The sequence below is a fragment of the Streptomyces tuirus genome (assembly GCF_014701095.1).
GTDB classification, from domain to species: domain Bacteria; phylum Actinomycetota; class Actinomycetes; order Streptomycetales; family Streptomycetaceae; genus Streptomyces; species Streptomyces tuirus.
On the sequence record NZ_AP023439.1, the window covers coordinates 5,447,542 to 5,472,014 of the forward strand.

20 protein-coding genes are annotated in these 24,473 nt (G+C 71.0%); 12 read left to right on the forward strand and 8 right to left on the reverse strand.

Annotated elements, in window-relative coordinates; genetic code table 11:
• Positions 1 to 28 precede the first annotated feature (28 nt).
• Positions 29 to 889: a bifunctional DNA-formamidopyrimidine glycosylase/DNA-(apurinic or apyrimidinic site) lyase gene (gene mutM / locus IGS69_RS25150; protein WP_190902767.1), complete on the forward strand. Its 861-nt coding sequence runs from the start codon at positions 29 to 31 to the stop codon at positions 887 to 889.
• Here the strand turns inward: mutM and IGS69_RS25155 are convergent.
• The 3 genes from IGS69_RS25155 to IGS69_RS25165 form a co-directional block, all read right to left on the reverse strand.
• Positions 879 to 1,277, reverse strand: coding sequence for a winged helix-turn-helix transcriptional regulator (locus IGS69_RS25155; protein ID WP_190902768.1), 399 nt, complete (start codon positions 1,275 to 1,277; stop codon positions 879 to 881). The two genes, mutM and IGS69_RS25155, sit on opposite strands and share 11 nt — an antisense overlap.
• Before the next feature lie 97 nt (positions 1,278 to 1,374).
• Complete coding sequence (locus IGS69_RS25160; RefSeq protein ID WP_232543637.1) at positions 1,375 to 1,701, reverse strand: hypothetical protein; 327 nt, start codon at positions 1,699 to 1,701, stop codon at positions 1,375 to 1,377.
• Positions 1,702 to 2,048: 347 nt separating this feature from the next.
• Positions 2,049 to 3,236 carry a CAP domain-containing protein gene (locus tag IGS69_RS25165; protein WP_190902769.1) on the reverse strand — a complete coding sequence of 396 codons (1,188 nt, stop codon included), beginning with the start codon at positions 3,234 to 3,236 and terminating at the stop codon, positions 2,049 to 2,051.
• Positions 3,237 to 3,397: 161 nt separating this feature from the next.
• On the opposite strand from IGS69_RS25165, the gene IGS69_RS25170 reads away from it, so the two are divergent.
• The 4 genes from IGS69_RS25170 (at position 3,398) to IGS69_RS25185 (ending at position 9,693) form a co-directional block, all read left to right on the forward strand.
• On the forward strand, positions 3,398 to 3,679 hold the full coding sequence (locus IGS69_RS25170) for an acylphosphatase (RefSeq protein WP_190902770.1): 282 nt from the start codon (positions 3,398 to 3,400) through the stop codon (positions 3,677 to 3,679).
• A gap of 378 nt (positions 3,680 to 4,057) precedes the next feature.
• Positions 4,058 to 4,261, forward strand: a complete 204-nt coding sequence (locus IGS69_RS25175; protein WP_030852030.1) for a hypothetical protein — start codon at positions 4,058 to 4,060, stop codon at positions 4,259 to 4,261.
• 211 nt (positions 4,262 to 4,472) lie between these two features.
• Positions 4,473 to 8,051, forward strand: a complete 3,579-nt coding sequence (smc, locus tag IGS69_RS25180) for a chromosome segregation protein SMC (protein ID WP_190902771.1) — start codon at positions 4,473 to 4,475, stop codon at positions 8,049 to 8,051.
• A gap of 223 nt (positions 8,052 to 8,274) precedes the next feature.
• Positions 8,275 to 9,693, forward strand: a complete 1,419-nt coding sequence (locus tag IGS69_RS25185; RefSeq protein ID WP_190902772.1) for a sugar porter family MFS transporter — start codon at positions 8,275 to 8,277, stop codon at positions 9,691 to 9,693.
• A gap of 111 nt (positions 9,694 to 9,804) precedes the next feature.
• Here IGS69_RS25185 and IGS69_RS25190 read toward each other — a convergent pair whose 3' ends face one another.
• The gene (locus IGS69_RS25190) at positions 9,805 to 10,182 is read right to left on the reverse strand and encodes a hypothetical protein (protein WP_190902773.1); all 378 of its coding nucleotides are present in this window, start codon (positions 10,180 to 10,182) and stop codon (positions 9,805 to 9,807) included.
• Between the two features lie 53 nt (positions 10,183 to 10,235).
• Positions 10,236 to 11,207: an LLM class flavin-dependent oxidoreductase gene (locus tag IGS69_RS25195; RefSeq protein ID WP_190902774.1), complete on the reverse strand. Its 972-nt coding sequence runs from the start codon at positions 11,205 to 11,207 to the stop codon at positions 10,236 to 10,238.
• 152 nt (positions 11,208 to 11,359) lie between these two features.
• On the opposite strand from IGS69_RS25195, the gene ftsY reads away from it, so the two are divergent.
• Positions 11,360 to 12,559: a signal recognition particle-docking protein FtsY gene (ftsY, locus tag IGS69_RS25200; RefSeq protein ID WP_190904632.1), complete on the forward strand. Its 1,200-nt coding sequence runs from the start codon at positions 11,360 to 11,362 to the stop codon at positions 12,557 to 12,559.
• A gap of 110 nt (positions 12,560 to 12,669) precedes the next feature.
• Here the strand turns inward: ftsY and IGS69_RS25205 are convergent, their stop codons facing one another.
• A complete protein-coding gene (locus tag IGS69_RS25205) occupies positions 12,670 to 13,335 on the reverse strand; it encodes a bifunctional DNA primase/polymerase (protein ID WP_190902775.1) in 666 nt (221 codons plus the stop codon).
• Between the two features lie 445 nt (positions 13,336 to 13,780).
• Here IGS69_RS25205 and nsdA point away from each other — a divergent pair, with 445 nt between their 5' ends.
• The 5 genes from nsdA to ffh all read left to right on the forward strand — a co-directional run bounded on the left by nsdA (position 13,781) and on the right by ffh (position 21,410).
• Positions 13,781 to 15,277 carry a transcriptional repressor NsdA gene (gene nsdA / locus IGS69_RS25210; RefSeq protein WP_190902776.1) on the forward strand — a complete coding sequence of 499 codons (1,497 nt, stop codon included), beginning with the start codon at positions 13,781 to 13,783 and terminating at the stop codon, positions 15,275 to 15,277.
• Between the two features lie 336 nt (positions 15,278 to 15,613).
• Positions 15,614 to 16,957 carry an ammonium transporter gene (locus IGS69_RS25215; RefSeq protein ID WP_190902777.1) on the forward strand — a complete coding sequence of 448 codons (1,344 nt, stop codon included), beginning with the start codon at positions 15,614 to 15,616 and terminating at the stop codon, positions 16,955 to 16,957.
• The gene (locus IGS69_RS25220; RefSeq protein WP_030231663.1) at positions 16,954 to 17,292 is read left to right on the forward strand and encodes a P-II family nitrogen regulator; all 339 of its coding nucleotides are present in this window, start codon (positions 16,954 to 16,956) and stop codon (positions 17,290 to 17,292) included. Before IGS69_RS25215 ends, IGS69_RS25220 begins: the two co-directional genes overlap by 4 nt.
• Before the next feature lie 38 nt (positions 17,293 to 17,330).
• Entirely contained in the window at positions 17,331 to 19,778 is a 2,448-nt protein-coding gene (locus tag IGS69_RS25225; RefSeq protein ID WP_190902778.1) for a [protein-PII] uridylyltransferase, read from the forward strand.
• 81 nt (positions 19,779 to 19,859) lie between these two features.
• A complete protein-coding gene (gene ffh, locus IGS69_RS25230; RefSeq protein WP_190902779.1) occupies positions 19,860 to 21,410 on the forward strand; it encodes a signal recognition particle protein in 1,551 nt (516 codons plus the stop codon).
• 79 nt (positions 21,411 to 21,489) lie between these two features.
• Here ffh and IGS69_RS25235 read toward each other — a convergent pair whose 3' ends face one another.
• Positions 21,490 to 22,092, reverse strand: coding sequence for a hypothetical protein (locus IGS69_RS25235; protein ID WP_190902780.1), 603 nt, complete (start codon positions 22,090 to 22,092; stop codon positions 21,490 to 21,492).
• 136 nt (positions 22,093 to 22,228) lie between these two features.
• Positions 22,229 to 23,083 carry a methyltransferase domain-containing protein gene (locus IGS69_RS25240; protein ID WP_190902781.1) on the reverse strand — a complete coding sequence of 285 codons (855 nt, stop codon included), beginning with the start codon at positions 23,081 to 23,083 and terminating at the stop codon, positions 22,229 to 22,231.
• Between the two features lie 631 nt (positions 23,084 to 23,714).
• On the opposite strand from IGS69_RS25240, the gene IGS69_RS25245 reads away from it, so the two are divergent.
• Positions 23,715 to 24,317, forward strand: coding sequence for a hypothetical protein (locus tag IGS69_RS25245; RefSeq protein WP_031107038.1), 603 nt, complete (start codon positions 23,715 to 23,717; stop codon positions 24,315 to 24,317).
• The last annotated feature ends 156 nt before the right edge of the window (positions 24,318 to 24,473 follow it).

Consider the following 24,473-nt stretch of genomic DNA (forward strand, 5'->3'; position numbering starts at 1 on the left):
CATCCACAGCCATGTGACGGGGGACCCCATGCCCGAGTTGCCCGAGGTCGAGGTCGTACGGCGCGGTCTCGAGCGGTGGGTCGCCCACCGGACCGTCGCCGAGGCCGAGGTGCTGCACCCGCGCGCGGTGCGCCGCCACATCGCCGGCGCCGACGACTTCGCGCACCGCCTGAAGGGCCACCGCATCGGCGTCCCCAGCCGCCGCGGCAAGTACCTGTGGCTGCCCCTGGAGGACACCGACCAGTCGGTCCTGGCCCACCTCGGCATGAGCGGCCAGCTGCTGGTGCAGCCGCACACGGCACCGGACGAGAAGCACCTGCGCATCCGCGTCCGCTTCACGGACGCCCTGGACACCGAACTCCGCTTCGTCGACCAGCGCACCTTCGGCGGCCTCTCGCTGCACGAGACCACCCCTGACGGCCTGCCCGACGTCATCGCGCACATCGCCCGGGACCCGCTCGACGAGCTCTTCGACGACGAGGCGTTCCACCAGGCGCTGCGCCGCAAGCGGTCCACGATCAAGCGGGCCCTGCTGGACCAGTCGCTGATCAGCGGCGTCGGCAACATCTACGCGGACGAGGCCCTGTGGCGCGCCCGCATCCACTACGAGCGCCCGACCGCCGGCTTCTCGCGCCCGCGCACCCTCGCGCTCCTGGGCCATGTGCGGGACGTGATGAACGCGGCTCTCTCCGTGGGCGGCACCAGCTTCGACAGCCTGTACGTCAACGTCAACGGCGAGTCGGGGTACTTCGACCGGTCCCTCGACGCGTACGGCCGTGAGGGCCTGCCCTGCCGGCGCTGCGGCACGCCCATGCGGCGGCGGCCCTGGATGAACCGGTCGAGCTACTACTGCCCGAAGTGCCAGCGACCGCCGCGGATCACGCCCTAGCGGAGTCGTACCGCTCGCGCGCGGCCAGCACCTCGTCCATGCTGCCCTCCACGAAGTGGATCAGGGCGAGCAGCCGCTCGGCCACCTGGCGCCCCAGCGGCGTCAGTTCGTAGTCCACCCGGGGCGGGTTGGTCGGCTGGGCCTCGCGGTGGACGAGGCCGTCGCGCTCCAGGGCGTGCAGCGTCTGGGACAGCATCTTCTCGCTCACCCCGTCGACCCGGCGGCGCAACTCGTTGAAGCGCAGCGAGCCCTCGTACAGGGCGCCGAGCGTGAGGCCGCCCCAGCGGCCCATGACGTGCTCCAGCGTGCCGCGCGACGGACAGGCCTTGGCGAACACGTTGTACGGGAGGTCGCCGAGCCCCTCCGTGAGCTCCTGGGTGGTGGTCATAGGCTCAGCCTACGCCAGCACAGCGCTAACCGACAGGTTGCACTTACTGGGAGTTAGTGCAACCTGTTGGGCCGTGCGAGGGACAGAGGCCGACCGGTCAGAACCGGGCCGGTCCCTTGTAGTCCCAGTTGTCCACCAGGGACGGAATCTGGGTCCAGGTGACGACGAGTACTACCAGAAGGGCCAAGGACAGAAGCCAGGTGAATTTCCATCGGCGAGACACCGCTGTCGCGGCCAGCAGAAAGAGGGCGGAGAACAGGAGAATGAGGTTGGCTCCGGCGACGTCGTCAGGATCACTGGTGGGCCCCACTTCCTCGCCCACGAACGGAATGCTCATGACCAACCAGAACAGCGCGACAAAGTAAAGAATTGTCGCGAATATCGCCCTGAACCACAGGCCTCCTCGACTTTCGGGGAGAATCATCAGCCTTTGCTTTCGTTCGACTGAACGGACCTCACGCGGTCGGGGAAGGCCTGCTCGGCCTGCTCGGTTCGCTGCTGACGGATGAAGGCGTGCGCCATCCGAAAGAGGCCCGCGACAACCTCCAGCGACTTCCCCGGCCGGCTCGGCCGCCTAAAGGGCCCGGTCTGCCGCGACCCATGCCGCGTCAGGCCTGGCGGACGAACGCGGCTTCGATGCTGGAGAGCAGAGTGGAAAACCTCTCGCTGAGTGCCGCGTACTTCGAGGCGTGAGCGAGATCCCACACTTCATCAACCTGAGCCCGTAGTTCATCCGCGGATGCCGTTGCTTCGGCGGAGAGCAGAGTTATCTCAGTAACCGAAGTTCTGCGTCCACCAGGGACCGCCGGAGCCGAGTTCGACGCCGACGCCCAGCGTCTTGAAGTCGCAGTTCAGTATGTTGGCGCGGTGGCCGGGGCTGTTCATCCAGGCGTCCATCACGGCCGCGGCGTCGGCCTGGCCGCGGGCGATGTTCTCGCCGCCGAGGTTGGATATCCCGGCCTTCTCGGCCCGGTCCCAGGGGGTGCTGCCGTCCGGGTCGGTGTGGTCGAAGAAGCCCCGCGCGGCCATGTCCTCGCTGTAGCTCTGGGCCAGCCCCGCCAGAGCGCTGCTGGCGGTGACCGGGCTGCAGCCCACCTTGGCCCGCTCCTCGTTCACGAGGCTGAGGACCTGGGCCGCCGCGGCGGACTCCCCGGACGGGGCGGCGGGGGCGCTGGGCTTCTTCGGCGCCTTCGTGGCCGTACGGGAGGGCGTGTCGTCCGGCTTCTGGCTCGGAGTGGCCGCCGGCGCCTTCTTCTCCGGGGTCTTCTCCTGCGTCTTCTCCGGCTTCTCCGGCGTCTTCGTCGGCGCGGCCGACGACTCCGGGGCGGACGGCGACGGGGAGCCGGAACGCTCGGCGTCACGGCTGGTCGGCGCCTCGTCCCGGCTGTCGGCGCTGCCGGAGGTGCCGCCCTGCTCGACCGGGGTGTTCGTCGGGGTGTTTCCGGCCTGGACCTTGTCGGTCCCGCCGCCTCCGCCGAGCTTGTAGTTGTCGAGGCCGGGCACGGCGCCGGTGGCGACCGCGACCGTGCCGAGGGCGACGGCGGCGGAGACACCGAGCAGGCCGGTGCGCACGGGCCGGGCGGTCTTCTTGCGGCGGCGGTGCGAACCGGCCCGCCGGGCGCCGCCGTCGGGCGTGAAGCCGTCGCCTCCGAAGCCGTCGTTCCCGAATCCGTCGCCTCCGAATCCGTCGCCTCCGAATCCGTCGCTCGCGAAGACCGCCGTGTCGTCGTAGCGGTCACCCGCGGCAGACGCCTCGGTCCCGAACAGGTAGGCCTCGGTCTTCGCGTAGCTGCCGGCGTACGCCTCCGGGTTCAGATAGGGCGCGATGCCCATCGTCGGGGCGTCGTCCACGGTGGGGTACAGCGGATCGTGACCCTCCGCGAAGCCGTCGGGGTGGGTGATTCCCGTGGCGCGGCCCGTGGCGGCGCGTCCGGCGTCCGAGCGTCGGTGGCGTCCCATGTCCTGGCCTTCCTCGTCCTGGCGGTCGACTCGTCCTCGAGATCAACACCAAACTCACTCGATCGTGTGAGTTTCATATGAGATTCGTTGAGGGGGGACGGTACCGCATGGCGCAAGTGGAGGAAGTGCCCGGAGAGAGATTGGGCGGTTAGGTTGCAGTCATGAGCGAGGATGTGCGACTGGTCGCCTGGGTGCGTGGACGCGTCCAAGGTGTGGGTTTCCGCTGGTTCACGCGGGCCAAGGCGTTGGAGATCGGCGGCCTGAGTGGCTTTGCTCTCAATTTGGGCGACGGGCGGGTCCAAGTGGTCGCCGAGGGCGGGCGCGAAGGCTGCGAAGGGCTGCTGGAGTGGCTCCACGGTGACGACACGCCCGGACGCGTGGACGGCGTCACCGAGATCTGGGACACACCTCGCGGCGGCTACGACGGCTTCGCCATCCGGTGATCACTCGCGCCGGGCGGCCCCAGGGGCCGCCCGCGGACGGGGCGCAGGCGGCCGCCGCGGACGGAAACTTGCTGGTGATTGCCAGAACCGCTTGCCTTGGCCCGCTCCACACGCAAGGATGATCGCCACGCCCCGAGGGCCCCGCAGAAGCCGCAGTACGGCCGTTCCAGGCCGCGCGTGCCCGGGTCGCCCCCCAATACGGGGCGTGATCGTGTTGACCGTCAAACTTTTTGGTGAGACGCTGAAAGCCCCGCGCACCTTAGCTGTTTGGCATGGCTGAACGGCAGCACAACTCCAGGCCCTGCCAAGACCGCGGGTGCGAATCCCTCACGACCCACACCGCAGCGGTCGGTCACGCATTGTGGAGGACCATCCATCATGGCAAAGGCGCTTCTCGGTTACGTCGGCGGCTCCGACCCTCGACTCCTCGCCGAGATGCGACGGCTCCAGCAGCGCGTCCAGGACCTGGAATCCGAGCTCGGACGAATCCAGGCGGAGAACGAAGCGCTGACGGCTGCCGCTTCTCACGACAGGATCATGGAGAGCGTTGACGCACACCAGGCGGAGCCTGCGCTCACCTGATCACTGCACCGCTCCACACAGCACAGCAGTGGTTGGGCCGCCCGTCACAACCGCCTAGTTGTCAGAAGTGCAAGGGACGCCCTGTCGGCGTCCCTTCTTTCTTGCCCCCGCATCCTTTCACCGTCTTCAACGTCTGATGTGCCCTGCGCGTTCAACGGCGAAACCGCGGGTTCATGGAGTGAGACCAACCCGGGCGGTAGAGTCCGGCGGCGTGCACCTCAAGGCCCTGACCCTCCGCGGGTTCAAGTCGTTCGCCTCGGCGACCACCCTCCGGTTCGAGCCGGGGATCACGTGCGTCGTCGGACCGAACGGCTCGGGCAAGTCCAACGTCGTCGACGCGCTCAGCTGGGTCATGGGCGAGCAGGGCGCCAAATCGCTGCGCGGCGGCAAGATGGAGGACGTCATCTTCGCCGGCACCACCGGCCGCCCCCCGCTGGGCCGCGCCGAGGTGTCCCTGACCATCGACAACTCCGACGGGGCCCTGCCCATCGAGTACGCCGAGGTCACCATCACGCGGATCATGTTCCGCAACGGCGGCAGCGAGTACCAGATCAACGGCGACACCTGCCGCCTCCTCGACATCCAGGAACTCCTCTCCGACTCCGGCATCGGCCGCGAGATGCACGTCATCGTCGGCCAGGGCCAGCTCGACTCCGTGCTGCACGCCGACCCCATGGGCCGCCGCGCCTTCATCGAGGAGGCCGCCGGCGTCCTCAAGCACCGCAAGCGCAAAGAGAAGGCGCTGCGCAAGCTGGACGCGATGCAGGCCAACCTTGCGCGCGTGCAGGACCTCACCGACGAGCTCAGACGGCAGCTCAAGCCCCTCGGCCGCCAGGCCGCCGTCGCCCGCAGGGCCGCCGTCATCCAGGCCGACCTGCGCGACGCCCGCCTGCGCCTGCTGGCCGACGACCTCGTACGGCTCCGGGACGCCCTCAAGGCCGAGGTCGCCGACGAGGCCGCGCTGAAGGAGCGCAAGGAGTCCGCCGAGCAGGACCTGCGCAAGGCGCAACAGCGCGAGGCCCTCCTGGAGGACGAGGTCCGGCAGCTCACGCCGCGGCTCCAGCGCGCCCAGCAGACCTGGCACGAGCTCTCCCAGCTCGCCGAACGGGTGCGCGGCACCATCTCGCTGGCCGACGCCCGGGTGAAGAGCGCCACCTCCGCGCCCCCCGAGGAGCGGCGCGGCCGCGACCCCGAGGACATGGAACGCGAGGCCGCCCGCATCCGTGAGCAGGAGGCCGAGCTGGAGGCGGCCCTGGAGGCGGCCGAACGCGCCCTGGAGGACACGGTCGCCCACCGCGCCGAGCTGGAACGCGCGCTCATCCAGGAGGAGCGGCGCCTGAAAGACGCCGCCCGCGCCATCGCCGACCGGCGCGAGGGCCTGGCCCGGCTCAGCGGCCAGGTCAACGCCGCCCGCTCCCGCGCTGCCTCCGCCCAGGCCGAGATCGAACGCCTGGCCGCCGCCCGCGACGAGGCGCAGGAACGTGCCGTCGCCGCCCAGGAGGAGTACGAGGCCCTCAAAACCGAGGTCGACGGCCTCGACGCCGGCGACGCCGACCTCGCCGAACAGCACGAGGCCGCGAAGCAGCAGCTCGCCGACGCGGAGGCCGCCCTCACGGCCGCCCGCGAGGCCGCCACGGCCGCGGAACGGGGGCGCGCCGCCACCCAGGCCCGGCACGAGGCCCTGGCCCTCGGCCTGCGCCGCAAGGACGGCACCGGAATACTGCTCGCGGCGAAGGACCGCCTCTCCGGCCTGCTCGGCCCTGCGGCGGAACTCCTGACGGTGACTCCCGGCTACGAGGTCGCCGTGGCAGCAGCGTTCGGTGTTGCCGCTGACGCGTTGGCCGTCACCAGCCCTTCGGCGGCGGCCGAGGCCATCCGCATGCTGCGAAAGCAGGACGGAGGCCGGGCAACTCTGCTCTTGGCAGGAGCTGCCGACCCCAGGGGCGCGGGAAACCGCGCGACCAGCACCGAAGGACCCGCAGACGCACGACACCCCTGTGCGGCAGACCTGGTCCGCGGCCCCGACGACCTCATGCCGACCGTACGCCGGCTCCTGCACGACATCGTCATCGTCGGCACCCTCGAAGACGCCGAAGACCTCGTCTACACCCACCCCGGCCTCACCGCCGTCACCGCCGAAGGCGACCTCCTCGGCACCCACTTCGCCCACGGTGGCTCCGCCGGCGCCCCCAGCCTTCTCGAAGTGCAGGCCTCCGTCGACGAGGCCGCCGCCGAACTGGAAGAGCTGGCGGTGCGCTGCGAGGAGCTGACCGGGGCCCAGCACGAGGCCGTCGAACGGCGCAAGGAGTGCGCCGCGCTCGTCGAGGACGTGGGGGAGCGGCGCCGGGCCGCCGACCGGGAGAAGTCGGCCGTCGCCCAGCAGCTCGGCCGCCTCGCCGGACAGGCACGGGGCGCCGCGGGGGAGGCCGAGCGGTCCACCGCCGCCGCGGCCCGGGCGCAGGAGGCCCTCGACCGGGCGCTCGAAGAGGTCGGGGAACTCGCCGAGCGGCTCGCCGTCGCCGAGGAGATGCCGATCGAGGAGGAGCCCGACACCTCCGCCCGGGACCGGCTCGCCGCCGACGGAGCCAACGCCCGCCAGACCGAGATGGAGGCCCGCCTCCAGGCCCGTACGCACGAGGAACGGGTCAAGGGACTGGCCGGGCGGGCCGACTCGCTCGACCGGGCCGCCCGCGCCGAACGCGAGGCACGCGCGCGTGCCGAGCAGCGACGGGCCCGGCTGCGGCACGAGGCGGCCGTCGCCGAGGCCGTCGGCTCGGGTGCGCGGCAGCTGCTCGCGCACGTCGAGGTCTCCCTGGCCCGTGCCGACGAGGAGCGCACCGCCGCCGAGGCCGCGAAGGCCCGCCGGGAGCAGGAACTCGCCCGCGCCCGCACCGAGGGGCGCGATCTCAAGGCCGAGCTCGACAAGTTGACGGATTCGGTCCACCGCGGAGAGGTACTCGGCGCCGAGAAGCGGCTGCGCATCGAGCAGCTGGAGACCAAGGCGCTGGAGGAGCTGGGTGTCGAACCGGCCGGACTGGTGGCGGAGTACGGTCCGCACCAGCTCGTGCCGCCCTCGCCCCCCGCCGAGGGGGAGGAGCTGCCGGAGGACCCGGAGCACCCGCGCAACCGGCCCCGGCCGTATCTCCGGGCCGAGCAGGAGAAGCGCCTCAAGGCCGCCGAGCGTGCCTACCAGCAGCTCGGCAAGGTGAACCCGCTCGCCCTGGAGGAGTTCGCCGCGCTGGAGGAACGCCACCAGTTCCTCAGCGAGCAGCTCGAGGACCTCAAGAAGACCCGGGCGGATCTCCTGCAGGTGGTGAAGGAGGTCGACGAGCGGGTCGAGCAGGTCTTCACCGAGGCCTATCGCGACACGGCCCGGGAGTTCGAGGGCGTCTTCAGCCGGCTGTTCCCCGGCGGCGAGGGGCGGCTGATCCTGACCGACCCCGACAACATGCTCACCACGGGCGTGGACGTCGAGGCGCGTCCGCCGGGCAAGAAGGTCAAGCGGCTGTCGCTGCTCTCGGGCGGGGAACGGTCGCTGACCGCCGTGGCGATGCTCGTGTCGATCTTCAAGGCGCGGCCCAGCCCGTTCTACGTCATGGACGAGGTCGAGGCCGCCCTCGACGACACCAATCTCCAGCGGCTGATCCGGATCATGCAGGAGCTCCAGGAGGCCTCCCAGCTGATCGTGATCACCCACCAGAAGCGCACGATGGAGGTCGCCGACGCGCTCTACGGCGTCTCCATGCAGGGCGACGGTGTGTCGAAGGTCATCAGCCAGCGCCTGCGCTAGACACGTGTGGTCTACACCGGTCTCACCTGCGGCCCTTCACTACTTCAACACTTGAACACACAGCCACCACACCCCTGGCTCAGATCCAGAGTGATTGCCCTATTGACTTCGAAACTTGAAGGCATAGTCTCTGCAACGTTGCTTTTACCTTCAGGTACCTTCAGGTGGACCTCGAAGGGCTGATTCCCCTCCGGCAGCGTTGCCGGTGGCCCGAGGAGTACACGTGACCAGCACAGCGCAGGCACCCCAGTCAGGAGCCAGGACGGCTCACCCCGATCATCTCGGGCACGTCATCTTCATCGCGGCGGCGGCCGCGATGGGCGGTTTCCTCTTCGGCTACGACAGCTCCGTGATCAACGGCGCCGTCGAGGCCATCCGCGGCCGCTACGACGTCGGCTCCGCAGCCCTGGCCCAGGTCATCGCCATCGCCCTCATCGGCTGCGCCGTCGGCGCAGCCACCGCCGGCCGTATAGCCGACCGCATCGGCCGTATCCGGTGCATGCAGATCGCCGCGGTCCTCTTCACGGTCAGCGCCGTCGGCTCGGCGCTGCCCTTCGCCCTGTGGGACCTCGCCTTCTGGCGCGTCGTCGGCGGCTTCGCCATCGGCATGGCCTCCGTGATCGGCCCGGCCTACATCGCCGAGGTCGCCCCGCCCGCCTACCGCGGCCGGCTCGGCTCCTTCCAGCAGGCCGCGATCGTCATCGGCATCGCCGTGTCGCAGCTGGTCAACTGGGGCCTGCTGAACGCCGCCGACGGCGACCAGCGCGGCAAGCTGATGGGCCTGGAGGCCTGGCAGGTCATGCTCGGCGTCATGGTCATCCCGGCCGTCCTCTACGGGCTGCTCTCCTTCGCCATCCCCGAGTCCCCGCGCTTCCTGATCTCCGTCGGCAAGCACGAGCGCGCCCGGGAGATCCTCGCCGAGGTCGAGGGCAAGGACGTCGACCTGGACGCCCGTGTCGCCGAGATCGAGGGCGCCATGAAGAGCGAGCACAAGTCGAGCTTCAAGGACCTGCTCGGCGGCAGCTTCTTCTTCAAGCCGATCGTCTGGGTCGGCATCGGCCTGTCGGTCTTCCAGCAGTTCGTCGGCATCAACGTCGCGTTCTACTACTCCTCGACGCTGTGGCAGTCGGTCGGCGTCGACCCCGCCGACTCGTTCTTCTACTCCTTCACCACGTCGATCATCAACATCGTCGGCACCGTCGTCGCGATGATCTTCGTCGACCGTATCGGACGCAGGCCGCTCGCGATCATCGGCTCGGTCGGCATGGTCGTCGGCCTGGCGCTGGAGGCCTGGGCGTTCTCGTACCACCTCGTCGACGGCAAGCTGCCGGCCGCGCAGGGCTGGATCGCCCTGATCGCCGCGCACCTCTTCGTCCTCTTCTTCGCCCTGTCCTGGGGCGCGGTCGTCTGGGTCATGCTCGGCGAGATGTTCCCGAACCGGATCCGTGCCGCCGCGCTGGGCGTGGCCGCCGCCGCGCAGTGGATCGCCAACTGGGCCATCACCGCGAGCTTCCCGTCGCTGGCCGACTGGAACCTCTCCGCGACGTACGTGATCTACACCGCGTTCGCCGCGCTGTCGATCCCGTTCGTCCTGAAGTTCGTCAAGGAGACCAAGGGCAAGGCCCTGGAGGAGATGGGCTAGGCCCGTCCCGAGACTCGGGGGGAAGGGCCAAAGTCCCCGCTGCCCCTCTCCCCGTAACCCGCCGCCGCCCCGGTTCGGCCACTGCCCGAGCCGGGGCGGCGGTCTGTCGTCTCACCAGATCAGCAGGCCGCCGTCGATCATCCGGGCGTGCAGGGCGGCCACCTCCAGGTTCCGCAGCCGCCGCACCAGCCCCGCCCGGTGCCCCGCCAGTCCGCGCGGTCGCCGCGTGTTCTCGGCGATCGAATCGAGGTGATCGCGCAGCAGCGCCACCTCGCGCAGGAACTCCGCGACCTCCTCCGCCTCGATCTCCAGGTCGTCGTCGGCCGGCACCGGCAGGAACCGGGCGCCCAGCGCGCGCACCGGCTCCGATCCCCACACCGTGCGGCGCCAGGACCCGAACCCGGCCGAGTCGTCGCGCCCCTCGGGGACGTCGAGGATCCGCCACTGCCCGTCCGGCTCGCGCAGGAACACGTCGACCGAGAGGCTCATGGCGCCAGTGGATCGCCACGGAGCGGCGGCCGGCCATCGGATTTCCGCGCTCGTCAGCTCCCCAGCCGCGGCAGCACCTGCTCGCAGAACAGCTGCAGACTCCGCCACCCCTCCTCCACCGGCATCCCGCCCGCCAGGGGGTGCAGCACGTAGGAATCCTGCCCGAGGGCCACGCACGCGTCCGGGGTGAGGATCCGGTACACGCCCTCCGCGCGCAGGTCCTCGACCGTCGTCGCGGCCGACTTCACCGCCGAGCGCACCCCGCCCGACTGCCAGGAGGCGTACGTCCGCGCCTCGTGCAGGAAGTGCTGCCCGTACCGCGCCCAGGCCCGGTCCGGGTCCTCGGCCACGTGCAGCAGGGGTGTCTCGGCGGCGGGCATCATCACCCAGCCCTCGGTGCCGTACTCGACCAGCAGTTCCTTGTAGTACGCCTCCAGCTCCGGCAGGTGCGCGCTGGGGAAGAAGGGCAGGCCGAGGCGGGCGGCGCGCCGGGCGGCGGCCCTGGAGGAGCCGCCCACCAGGAGCAGCGGATGCGGGTCGGTGAAGGGGCGCGGGGTGACGCGGACGGTGCGGCCGCGGTAGGAGAAGGGCTCGCCGGTCCACGCCTTCAGCAGGGTCTCCAGCAGCTCGTCCTGGAGCGTACCGCGCCGGGCGAAGTCCACGCCGAAGAGGTCGTACTCCTCCGGCCGGTACCCGATCCCGGCGACCGTCACCAGCCGGCCGTTGCTCAGCAGGTCCAGCACCGCCATCTCCTCGGCCAGCCGCAGCGGGTCGTGCAGCGGGCCGATGATCGCCGAGACGGTGACGGCGACCCGCCGGGTGGCGCCGAAGACCGCCCCCGCGAAGACGAACGGCGACGGCAGCCAGTTGTTGTCCGCCCCGTGGTGCTCCTCCGTCTGCACGGTGCTCACGCCCCGGTCATCGGCGTACGCGGCCATCTCCAGGGCCGCCCGGTACCGGGCGCCGAGCTCGGCGGGGGTCGCCCCGGGAGCGACGAGGTTGAAGCGTACGACCGTGACGGGCATGGCGGCGTCTCCCTCCACCGGGCGGGGTGTCCGGGGGACGTTAGCTGACGCGGCGTCAGACATCCAGGGGTGTGGAGATCCGGCGCCGCCCGGCCCTCCGGCGCGGTGCGAGCAGGGTGACCCGGGGCCCCATGGCTGATACTGGACGCGTTATGGACATCGTCATCCTTGCTGTAGTCATCGCCGTGGTCGTGCTCGGCGCGCTCGGCGGGCTCATCGTCGGCAGCCGGCGCAAGAAGCAGCTGCCCCCGCCCCCGCCCGCAGCGCCCGACATCACCGCCCCACCGGCCGAGCCGCACGTCGGCGACGAGGCCGAGACGCCGCGGGAGGAACCGCGGCGCACGATAGAGGAGGTGGATCTCCCGGACGGCTCGGCTCCGGTCGTAGTCGAGGAGCCGCCCGCCGAAGCTCCCGAGATCGAGATCCCGGAACCCACCGCCGGCCGCCTGGTCCGGCTGCGGACCCGGCTCTCCCGCTCGCAGAACGCCCTCGGCAAGGGCCTGCTCACGCTGCTGTCGCGTGAGCACCTCGACGAGGACACCTGGGAGGAGATCGAGGACACGCTGCTCACCGCCGACGTCGGCGTGCAGCCCACCCAGGAACTGGTCGAGCGGCTGCGCGAGCGCGTGAAGGTGCTCGGCACCCGCACCCCCGAGGAACTGCGCACCCTGCTGCGCGAGGAACTGATCACGCTGGTCGGCCGCGACATGGACCGCGCGGTCAAGACCGAGCCGGAGGACCGCAAGCCGGGCATCGTGATGGTCGTCGGCGTCAACGGCACCGGCAAGACCACCACCACCGGCAAGCTCGCCCGCGTCCTGGTGGCCGACGGCCAGAGCGTCGTCCTCGGCGCCGCCGACACCTTCCGTGCCGCCGCCGCCGACCAGCTCCAGACCTGGGGCGAGCGCGTCGGCGCCCACACCGTGCGCGGGCCGGAGGCCGGCGACCCGGCGTCCGTCGCCTTCGACGCGGTCAAGGAGGGCAAGGAGATGGGCGCGAACGTCGTGCTCATCGACACCGCCGGCCGCCTGCACACCAAGACCGGCCTCATGGACGAGCTCGGCAAGGTCAAGCGGGTCGTGGAGAAGCACGCCCCCGTCGACGAGGTGCTGCTCGTCCTGGACGCCACCACCGGCCAGAACGGCCTGGTCCAGGCCCGGGTCTTCGCCGAGGTCGTCGACATCACCGGCATCGTGCTGACCAAGCTGGACGGCACGGCCAAGGGCGGCATCGTGGTCGCGGTCCAGCGCGAGCTGGGCGTCCCGGTCAAGCTCATCGGGCTCGGCGAGGGCGCGGACGACCTGGCGCCGTTCGAGCCGGAGGCGTTCGTTGACGCCCTTATCGGCGAGTGAGCTCGGCACTCACCGAGGATTCATCCACGAAAGTCATAGGTGCACGGCGAAGCGCCCGCCCCCGGGATCCAGATCGGGGCCGGGCGCTTCGCCGTGTCCGTCCCTGCTGCCTAGGCCCGCGACCGGTGGGCCACGTACGCCAGCGTGCCCAGCACCAGACGGGCCTCCGGCGGGCGGGACGCCGAGTCCAGGGCGGGGGAGCGGAGCCAGCGCACCGGGCCGAGACCGCCGCGGTCGGAGGGCGGCGCCGTGATGTGCGCGCCCGGGCCGAGGCCGCGCAGGTCGAGGGAGTCCGGGTCGTCCCAGCCCATGCGGTACAGCAGGCCGGGCAGATCGGCGGCGGCGCCGGGAGCGACGAAGAAGTGGGCGCGGCCGTCCGGCGTCGCCGCGACCGGGCCGACGGGCAGGCCCATGCGCTCCAGCCGGGCCAGCGCGCGGCGGCCGGCGGGCTCGGCCACCTCGATGACGTCGAACGCCCGGCCGACCGGCAGCATCACCGAGGCGCCGGGGAACTCGCCCCACGCCCGGGTCACGTCGTCCAGCGTCGCCCCGGCCGCGAGCACCGGCGCGAAGTCCAGCGGGTGCGCGCCCGGCGCCGGGCAGTCGTCATGGCCGCAGGAGCAGGCGCCCGCCGAGGCCCGGGCGCCCGGCACCACGTCCCAGCCCCACAGTCCGGTGTACTCGGCCACCGCCGTGCCGTCCGACGTACGGCTGCGGCGGCGTGATCCGGTCCGGATGTCGCGCATGCCCCGGCTGATGCCGATCGTGAAGCCCATGCCCCCTCCAACGGGTCCGACGCAGCGGTGGTTACGCTGCGGACGCGATGCGTGACTCTCCGTTTCCGCCTTCCCGGCGGCGGTCGGTTCATACAGCGCCCGGATGTGCCCAGGGTGGCGTGCCCGACGACGCGCGCCCCCGAATGCATCGCTGCACCCGCTCCTGGTTGTGCTGTGTCAAGTGAATCGCGCGTAGCCGTACGTGAGTTCATTCGAAGGGGTGGCGAATGGTGGCGTTTCCGTGTGAGCCATAGCTGGACGGGTGATCGTAGGATTACTTTGTGTGCACGAGTCCTGGGGGCACATGCGCTCGTGGGTATGCCGGAGGCAAGTCGTCATTCCGTTCGAAGGGTGACAAGGGCCGGACGGACGGCCGTACGAACCGGCATGCTGATAGGGCTTGGCGCACTCGGCGACAAGTGGTCTCAGGGATGGGGGCGTTCCAGTGAGCGGCAACGGCGGAAGCGGAACGAACGCTGCGGGCGCGACGCACGCTGACAAGCGCCCGAACGAGCTGCTCACCTCCTGGTTCGTGCGCAGCGGCTGGTCCAAGGGCGAGTTCGCCCGTCAGGTCAACCGCAGGGCACGCCAGTTGGGCGCCAACCACATCTCCACGGACACCTCGCGCGTGCGCCGCTGGCTCGACGGAGAGAACCCCCGCGAGCCGATCCCGAGGATCCTGTCCGAGCTGTTCTCGGAGCGCTTCGGCGTCGTCGTCTCCGTCGAGGACCTGGGGCTGCGCACCGCGCGCCAGTCACCTTCCGCGACCGGCGTCGACCTGCCCTGGACGGGCCCGCAGACGGTGGCCCTGCTCAGCGAGTTCTCGCGCAGCGACCTGATGCTGGCGCGGCGCGGCTTCCTCGGGAGCTCGCTGGTGCTGTCTGCGGGCCCGGCCCTCATCGAGCCCATGCAGCGCTGGCTCGTCCCCTCGCCCGCGGCCCCGAGATCCGCACCCGAGCCCGCGGGCGGCTCCGGCCGCGCCCGCGGCCGCCTCTCCAAGCCGGAGCTGGACCTCCTGGAGTCCACGACGGTGATGTTCCGGCAGTGGGACGCCCAGTGCGGCGGCGGCCTGCGCCGCAAGGCGGTCGTCGGGCAGCTGCACGAGGTGACCGACCTCCTCCAGGAGCCCCAGCCGGAGTCCACCACCCGCCGCCTGTTCAAGGTCGCCGCCGAACTCGCCGAGCTGGCCGGCTGGATGTCGTACGACATCGGGCTCCAGCCGACCGCGCAGAAGTACTTCGTCCTCGCCCTGCACGCCGCCAAGGAGGCGGGCGACCGGCCCCTCGGCTCCTACGTGCTGTCCAGCATGAGCCGCCAGATGATCCACCTCGGCCGACCCGACGACGCGCTGGAGCTGATCCACCTCGCGCAGTACGGCAGCCGGGACTGCGCGAGTCCGCGCACCCAGTCGATGCTGTATGCGATGGAGGCCCGCGCCTACGCGAACATGGGGCAGCCCGGCAAGTGCAAGCGGGCGGTCCGGATGGCCGAGGACACCTTCTCCGAGGCCGACGAGTGGGACGAGCCGGACCCCGACTGGATCCGCTTCTTCTCCGAGGCCGAGCTGCACGGCGAGAACTCCCACTCCTACCGCGACCTGGCCTACGTCGCCGGGCGCAGCCCCACCTACGCCTCGCTGGCCGAGCCCCTGATGAGCCGGGCGGTCGAGCTCTTCGCCGAGGACGACGAGCACCAGCGGTCGTACGCGCTGAACCTGATCGGCATGGCCACGGTCCATCTCCTCCAGCGCGAGCCCGAGCGGAGCACGGTCTTCGCCACCGAGGCCATGCGGGTCGCCAAGAAGGTCCGCTCCGAGCGGGTGAACACCCGTATCCGCAAGACGGTCGACACCGCCGCCCGCGACTTCGGCGACCTGGGTGAGGTCGTCGACCTCACCGAGCGGCTCTCCGCCGAGCTGCCCGAGACCGCCGAGGCGGTCTGACAAGCCGCACCACCCAGAACCCCGGCCGCGGCCGGCCCTCCCGAACTGCCCGACTCGGCTCCCCCATGCCAGGTCATCGGAAGGCCGACCGCGGCCGGTCTGTGTTCCCCCGGCTGTCTGAAAGCCGAAGGTTGCGCCACGATAACGATCAGATCGTCCGCAATCCGGCAGTTCATCGACGCGTAACACAGAAGGCGCCTTCGTCACGGTCGCGAAACAACGAGGGGCTTCGACCGAAACCGCGCTGCGCCAATCTCGTGGCGCATAACCGGCCCGCCCCTCAATCCGCTCGAGGCTTCGCCCGCACGGGGCCGTACACATGACGAGGAGACGCCGATGGCACCAGCCATCACCCTTGCCGCAGAGGCTCCCAAGCTCTCTGCCGCGAACACAGGGTTCATGCTCATCTGTTCCGCCCTGGTGATGCTCATGACCCCGGGTCTTGCCTTCTTCTACGGAGGCATGGTCCGCGTCAAGAGCACCCTGAACATGCTGATGATGAGCTTCATCAGCCTCGGGATCGTCACCATCCTGTGGGTGCTGTACGGCTTCTCCATGGCGTTCGGCACCGACTCCGGCAGCCTCATCGGCTGGAACTCCGACTGGGTCGGTCTCGGCAACATCGGACTGACGGAGCTGTGGCCCGGCTACACCATCCCGGTGTTCGTGTTCCTGGTCTTCCAGCTGATGTTCGCGATCATCACGCCCGCCCTGATCAGCGGCGCCCTCGCGGACCGCGTGAAGTTCAGCGCCTGGGCGCTGTTCATCGCCCTGTGGGTCACGGTCGTCTACTTCCCCGTCGCCCACTGGGTCTGGGGCGCCGGCGGCTGGGCCTTCGAGCTGGGCGTCATCGACTTCGCCGGTGGTACGGCGGTGCACATCAACGCGGGTGCCGCGGCGCTCGGCGTGATCCTCGTCATCGGCAAGCGCGTCGGCTTCAAGAAGGACCCGATGCGCCCGCACAGCCTGCCGCTGGTCATGCTCGGCGCCGGTCTGCTGTGGTTCGGCTGGTTCGGCTTCAACGCCGGCTCCTGGCTGGGCAACGACGACGGCGTCGGCGCGCTGATGTTCGTCAACACACAGGTCGCCACCGCCGCCGCCATGCTGGCCTGGCTCATCTACGAGAAGATCCGCCACGGCGCGTTCACCACGCTCGGTGCCGCCTCCGGCGCCGTCGCGGGCCTGGTCGCCATCACCCCGGCCGGCGGTGCCGTCACCCCGCTCGGCGCGATCGCGGTCGGCGCCGTCGCCGGTGTGCTGTGCGCCATGGCCGTCGGCCTGAAGTACAGGTTCGGCTACGACGACTCCCTCGACGTCGTCGGCGTGCACCTGGTCGGCGGTGTCGCCGGCTCCCTGCTGATCGGCCTCTTCGCCAGCGGCAAGGGCCAGTCCACCGTCGAGGGCCTCTTCTACGGCGGCGGCCTGACCCAGTTCTGGAAGCAGTGCGCCGGTGTCTTCGCGGTGCTGGCCTACTCCCTGGTCGTCTCCGCGATCCTCGCCTTCATCCTCGACAAGACCATGGGCATGAGGGTCCCCGAGGACGACGAGATCACCGGCATCGACCAGGCCGAGCACGCCGAGACCGCATACGACTTCAGCGGTGCCGGTGGCGGTGCCGCCAGGACCGCCGCAGCCGCGGCCGCCGTGGGCAGCGCCGAGAGCAAGAAGGTGGACGCATGAAGCTCATCACCGCCGTCGTGAAGCCGCACCGGCTCGACGAGATCAAGGAGGCCCTCCAGGCCTTCGGAGTACACGGCCTGACGGTCACCGAGGCCAGCGGTTACGGTCGGCAGCGGGGCCACACCGAGGTCTACCGCGGTGCCGAGTACACCGTCGACCTGGTCCCCAAGATCCGCATCGAGGTCCTGGTCGAGGACGACGACGCCGAACAGCTGATCGACGTGGTGGTCAAGGCGGCCCGCACCGGCAAGATCGGTGACGGCAAGGTCTGGTCGATCCCGGTCGAGACGGCCGTACGGGTCAGGACCGGCGAGCGCGGTCCCGACGCGCTCTGAAGGCCCGCAGAGCAGACGAACGGAACAGGAGCCACCGGGTGACGAGTACGGACGTGCAGAAGGAAGCAGAGGACTCGGGACCCAGCGGCTACGCGGCGGCCCGGCTGCGTCTCCTCACCGAGGAGACGCGGTCCGGGCCGCCGCGCCGTACGGCCCTGGCCGGCCTCACGGACCAGTGGCTCACCGGACTGTTCGCCGCGGGCTCCGAGGGGCTGCGCGGAGTCTCTCTCGTCGCCGTCGGCGGCTACGGACGGGGTGAGCTGTCCCCGCGCAGCGACCTCGACCTGCTCCTGCTGCACGACGGCGGCGACCCCAAGGCGGTCGCGGCCCTCGCCGACCGGCTCTGGTACCCCGTCTGGGACCTGGGCCTGGACCTGGACCACTCCGTCCGCACCCCTGCCGAGGCCCGCAAGACCGCCGCCGAGGACCTCAAGGTGCAGCTCGGCCTGCTGGACGCCCGGCACATCGCCGGCGACCTCGGCCTCACCGCGTCCCTGCGCACGACCGTCCTGGCCGACTGGCGCAACCAGGCGCCCAAGCGCCTCCCCGAACTCCAGGCACTGTGCGCCGAACGCGCCGAGCGCCAAGGCGAGTTGCAGTACCTGCTGGAGCCCGACCTGAAGGAGGCCCGCGGCGGGCTGCGCGACGCCACCGCGCTGCGCGCCGTCGCCGCCTCCTGGCTCGCCGACGCCCCGCGCGAGGGCCTCGCCGACGCCCGGCGCCGGCTCCTCGACGTCCGGGACGCCCTGCACCTGACCACCGGGCGCGCCACCGACCGGCTCGCCCTCCAGGAACAGGACCAGGTGGCCGCCGAGCTCGGCCTGCTCGACGCGGACACCCTGCTCCGGCAGGTCTACGAAGCGGCGCGGCTCGTCTCGTACGCCAGTGACGTCACCTGGCGCGAGGTGGGGCGGGTCCTGCGCTCACGCGCCGTGCGGCCCCGGCTGCGCGCCATGCTGGGCGGCGGGAAACCGCCCGGCGAGCGTTCCCCGCTGGCCGAGGGCGTGGTGGAGCAGGACGGCGAGGTGGTGCTCGCCCGCGCCGCGCGCCCCGAGCGCGACCCCGTGCTGCCCTTGCGCGCCGCGGCCGCCGCCGCGCAGGCCGGACTCCCGCTCTCCCTGCACGCCGTACGGCGCCTGGCGGCCACCGTGCGCCCGTTGCCCACACCCTGGCCCGCCGAGGCACGCGAACAGCTGGTCACCCTGCTCGGCTCGGGCCGCCCCACCATCGACGTCTGGGAGGCGCTGGAGGCCGAAGGGCTGATCACCCGGCTGCTGCCCGACTGGGAGCGGGTCCGCTGCCGCCCGCAGCGCAACGCCGTACACCTGTGGACCGTCGACCGGCACCTGATCGAGACCGCGGTGTGCGCCTCCGAGTTCACCCGCCGGGTCAGCCGCCCCGACCTGCTGCTGGTCGCCGCGCTGCTGCACGACATCGGAAAGGGCTGGCCCGGCGACCACTCCGTGGCCGGCGAGATCATCGCCAAGGACGTGGCCGCCCGGATCGGCTTCGACCGCCACGACGTGACCGTCGTCGCCACCCTCGTACGGCACCACCTCCTGCTCATCGACACCGCCACCCGGCGCGACCTGGAGGACCCGGCCACCGTGCGCTCCGTCGCCGAGGCCGTCGTCTCCCAGGGCACGCTGGAGCTGCTGCACGCCCTCACCGAGGCCGACGCGCTCGCCACCGGCCCGGCCGCATGGTCGTCCTGGCGCGGCTCGCTCGTCGCCGACCTGGTCGGACGGGTCTCGGCCGTGCTCGCGGGCGATGCCCCGGACGAACCCGAGGAGGCCGCGCCCACCGCCGAGCAGGAGCGGCTCGCCCTGGAGGCGGCGGCGACGGGCAGCCCGGTGCTCTCGCTGCGGGCCCAGACCGAGCCGCCCGCCGGTCAGGAGCCGTCCGGCGACCCCGAGCCGCTCGGCGTGGAGCTGCTCATCGCCGTACCCGACCAGCCCGGGGTGCTGCCCGCGGTAGCCGGTGTCCTGGCCATGCACCGGCTGACCGTCCGCACCGCCGAGCTGCGCTCCCTGGACCTCCCGGACGGCGTCGACGGCTCCGTGCTGCTGCTGGACTGGCGGGTCGCCGCCGAGTACGGCTCGCTGCCGCAGGCCGCCCGGCTGCGCTCGGACCTGGTCCGGGCCCTGGACGGCTCCCTGGACATCGCCGGCCGCCTCGCCGAACGGGACGCGGCCTATCCGCGCCGCCGGGGCGTGGTCGCCCCCGCGGCCCGGGTGTCCGTCCACCCGGCCGCCTCCCGGCTGGCCACGGTCATCGAGGTGCGCTCACAGGACGCCCCCGGCCTGCTGTTCCGCATCGGACGGGCCCTGGAGGACGCGAGCGTGCGGGTGCGCAGCGCGCATGTCTCGACCCTCGGCGCCAACGCCGTCGACGCCTTCTATGTGACCGGTCCGGAGGGCGCGCCGCTGCCCGGGGACGAGGCGGCGTCGGTGGCGCGGAAGCTGGAGGAGACACTGCGTGGGTGAGGCCGACCCGGCGACTTGTCACGCCGGGATACCCTGGAGGGCGATTCCCTGTAGCCACCGACCCTGAGGACCGCGAGCGCCGTGTTCGATACTCTTTCCGATCGCCTCTCAGCGACCTTCAAGAACCTGCGCGGCAAGGGACGGCTCTCCGAGGCGGACATCGACGCCACGGCGCGCGAGATCCGGATCGCGCTCCTCGAGGCGGACGTGGCGCTTCCCGTCGTCCGGACGTTCATCAAGAACGTCAAGGAGCGCGCCCTCGGCGCCGAGGTCAGCAAGGCGCTGAACCCCGCCCAGCAGGTCCTCAAGATCGTCAACGACGAGCTCGTCACCATCCTCGGCGGCGAGACCCGGCGTCTGCGCTTCGCCAAGCAGCCCCCCACCGTGATCATGCTGGCGGGTCTGCAGGGTGCCGGTAAGACCACCCTCGCGGGCAAGCTCGGCCGCTGGCTCAAGGAGCAGGGCCACTCCCCGATCCTCGTCGCCGCCGACCTCCAGCGCCCGAACGCGGTCAACCAGCTGAGCGTCGTCGCCGAGCGCGCCGGTGTCGCGGTCTACGCCCCCGAGCCGGGCAACGGCGTGGGCGACCCGGTGAAGGTCGCCAAGGACTCCATCGAGCACGCGAAGAGCAAGGTCCACGACATCGTGATCGTGGACACCGCCGGCCGCCTCGGCATCGACCAGGAGATGATGCAGCAGGCCGCGGACATCCGCGACGCCGTCTCCCCGGACGAGATCCTGTTCGTCGTCGACGCGATGATCGGCCAGGACGCCGTCAACACGGCCGAGGCCTTCCGCGACGGCGTCGGCTTCGACGGCGTGGTGCTCTCCAAGCTCGACGGTGACGCCCGCGGCGGTGCCGCCCTGTCGATCCGGCAGATCACCGGCAAGCCGATCATGTTCGCGTCGAACGGCGAGAAGCTCGACGACTTCGACGCGTTCCACCCTGACCGGATGGCCTCCCGCATCCTCGACATGGGTGACCTCCTCACCCTGATTGAGCAGGCGGAGAAGACGTTCAGCCAGGAAGAGGCCGAGAAGATGGCCTCCAAGCTGGCGTCCAAGAAGGGCCAGGACTTCACCCTGGACGACTTCCTGGCCCAGATGGAGCAGGTCCGCAAGATGGGCTCCATCTCCAAGCTGCTCGGCATGCTCCCGGGCATGGGCCAGATGAAGGACCAGATCAACAACCTCGACGAGCGGGACGTCGACCGCACGGCCGCCATCATCAAGTCGATGACCCCGGCCGAGCGCCAGGAGCCGACGATCATCAACGGCTCGCGCCGCGCCCGTATCGCCAGGGGCTCCGGCGTCGAGGTCAGCGCGGTCAAGAACCTGGTCGAGCGGTTCTTCGAGGCCCGCAAGATGATGTCCCGCATGGCCCAGGGCGGCGGCATGCCCGGGATGCCGGGGATGCCCGGCATGGGCGGCGGCCCCGGCCGCACCAAGAAGCAGCCGAAGAAGGCCAAGGGCAAGCAGCGCTCCGGCAACCCGATGAAGCGCAAGCAGCAGGAGCAGGAAGAGGCCGCCCGCCGGGCCGCCGCGGCCGAGGGCGGCGGCGCCTTCGGACTGCCGCAGCAGGGCGGCAAGGACTTCGAACTCCCCGACGAGTTCAAGAAGTTCATGGGCTGACACCCCGTCCGAACCGCACCGAGGGCGCCCCTTCCTGTCCGGAAGGGGCGCCCTCGGTCGTGAGCCGGCGGCTCGCAGGTCAGCCGTTCGGGAACTTCCAGATGTACGGCTCGCCGTCCTCCTCGGCCCAGTGGACCTCGACGCTCTTGGCGTTCGCCGGGATCACGTACGTCTCGCAGAACACATGGCTCTCGCCCTGCTTCCAGCGGTCCACGTCGTACGGGTCCTCGCAGCCCGCCGCGTCCTCGGAGGCGCCGATGAGGACGGTACCGCGCTGCCCGTCGGCGAAGACCGTGGTGCCGTCGTGCACATCGGAACCGTCGGTGAGGGCGGGCCCGCTCGTGTGCGTGTACTTCAGGTGCGCGACGGCCAGCACCTTGCCCTTGACCTTGTCGGGCTCCGAGACGGCCTTCGCCGCCTCCGCCTCGGTGCCTACGTCGACCTTCTGTGCCAGCACCTGGTAGGTGACCTCACCCGGGTCCTCCGCGACCTTGCCCGTCGCGCTCTCGCCGGTCCCCATCTCGCCGCCGGAGGTGGGCTCCGGCGACGGCGAGGTCTTGGCCTGGGCGGTGCCCGTGCTCTTCGCGTCGGCGGTGTCGTCGCCGCCTCCGCAGCCGGTGAGCGTCAGAGCGAGAACGGCGACGGGCGCGACGAGGCGCAGCGCGGTCTGGTGGTGCGGCACAGCAGCTCCTGTATGCAGATGTGTAGGTCCCCCGAGCGGTGGATCACATTAGGCGTTCATGATCCACCCGGTGTAACCAAAAGCAGCCCGTGGTGCTTTTTTCACACTGTTCACACCTGCATCGGAAATGCGTTCGTCAGGGTGTCCGGGCGATCAGATACCGGAACACGTTCGGCATCCACACCGTCCCGTCCGGCCGCTGATGCGGATGCAGGGCCTCGGTCAGCTCCTTGTCCACCTGCACCTGGTCCGTCGCCGTCGTCGCCGCGTCGAACAGTCCCGTCGATTTCAGGCCGCGGACCGCGCTGTCCACGTCGGCGTATCCGAAGGGGCACGCCACCCGCCCCGACCCGTCCGGCCTGAGACCGGCCCGCTGGGCGACGTCCTCCAGGTCGTCGCGGCAGGCCGGGCGCCAGCTGCCCGCATGGCGCAGCGGCTCCGCCAGTTTCGCGGCCACCCGCATCACGGACGCCGTGGCACACCGCTCCGGAGGGCCCCAGCCGGCCAGCACCACGGCCGCACCGCGCTGGGTGAGGGGTGCGGCCTCCGTAAGCAGCCCGCCGAGCCCCTCCGAGTCGCCCGCGAGGCACCCGATGGGTTCGAAGGCGGTCACCAGGGTGTATCCGGAAGCGCCCGGCACCGCGGTGTCCCGGGGCGAGCCGTCGACCAGCCGGATGTCCGGCCGCGCACGCGTACCCGGCGTCTCGGGCAGCAGCCGCTCCCGCGCCAGGGCCATTCTTTCGGGGGAGACGTCGACACCGGTGACCGCCGCTCCCCGCGCGGCGGCCATCAGCAGGGAGAGTCCGGAACCGCAGCCGAGGCCGAGCAGCCGGGTGGCGGGACCCACTTCCAGTCGCTCGTAGACGGCCTCGTAGAGCGGTACGAGCATTCTCTCCTGGATCTCGGACCAGTCACGCGCGCGTGCACGCAGGTCCACGCGGGGTACGGCCCCCGCGTGAGGCAGGTGCTGCCGCACGAGCGTAGGTGTCATAAGTAAGCGCCCCAATCCGCCGAGAGTTGCCTCTTGCCCGATTCCATGGCCCCCGTGAAGTGCGCTCGCACTACCCCCGTATGCCAGGAAACTCCCCCCTCGACCTGTCGTCCAGTGGAATGGGGCAGGGCTTATGAGTTGTCATGTGCCTATGGCGAGATTTCACATTCCGGCAACCTGGGCCCGTGACATCCCGCCATGACAAGGCACTCGCCGATCACGCGGTGACCGTGCGGTGTCCGGTCGCCGAGGACGGGTCGGTGCCGGACGCCGACGATGTACCCGGTAACGTCGCGGCCGTCGCAGGCGCTTACGGAGTAAGGGCCCTGGGGGTGCGGGGCGACCGAAACGCCTCTTGCGCATCAGCCGGACCTCTGCCGACCCGGCGCGCGGGCATTCTCCACGCGCCGATCGAGGGGGTGGCCCGAAGGGCCTCGGTTGAGGGTGGTGGCGAGAGACGGGCGGGCGTACGCGGGACTACGCACCACCTTGTGGTGAGCTGTGAGGCTTATCCACAGATCTGCGCACCCGCCCTCGTCGGGACGCATCAGAGGCAACTGACGGGTACGTGCAAATTATTTGGGATGGCCCGGAATCGGAACACTGGGGCACCCCGGCTCGTTGTCATTACGTGAGCACGACACAGACACCACCTGTACTCGCCGCAGAGCTGGCACAGGCGTGGGCCGATATTCAGCGGTACCACCCCGAGTTGCCCGACCTTGCCGCGCCAGAGTCCCTGATCGGGGAGTCGTCGTCCGCGTGCGGTCACGAGCTCTCCTTCGAGCGACTGCTCCATGAGGCAGTCCATGGCATCGCCGCCTCGCGCGGCGTCCGCGACACCTCCCGTGCCGGCCGCTACCACAACCGCAGATTCCTCGCGATCGCCGAGGAGCTGGGCCTGGACCACCCCGAGGAACCGCATCCCAGCAGCGGGTTCTCCCTGGTCACGCTCACCCCCGAGGCGAAGCGGCGCTACCGCCCGACGATGGAGCGCCTCCAGCGCGCCCTGAAGGCACACACCGCCGCGACTTCCTCCGACACCTCCCGCACCTTCCGGGGACCGGCCGCCCGGCACGGCTCCTCCGGTGGCGGCGTACGCGTCAAGGCCGTCTGTGACTGCGGCCGCAACGTCCGCGTCGTCCCGTCGGTCCTCGCCCAGGCCCCCATCGTCTGCGGCGGCTGCGGCAAGCCGTTCCGGATCCCGGACGTCGTGGGAGCGGTAGCGAGCTGACGTCCCGCACCGGCATCTCGTGGCTGCCGGTCCAAGACGCACGGCTCGGGCCGTGACGCGCACCCGACGTACCCCATTCACGCCGGGTGCGCTCTCGGCATGCCCGCACGGCGGCCCGGGGCCCGGGCCCGGAGCGACCCACCGGGTGTGGCACAA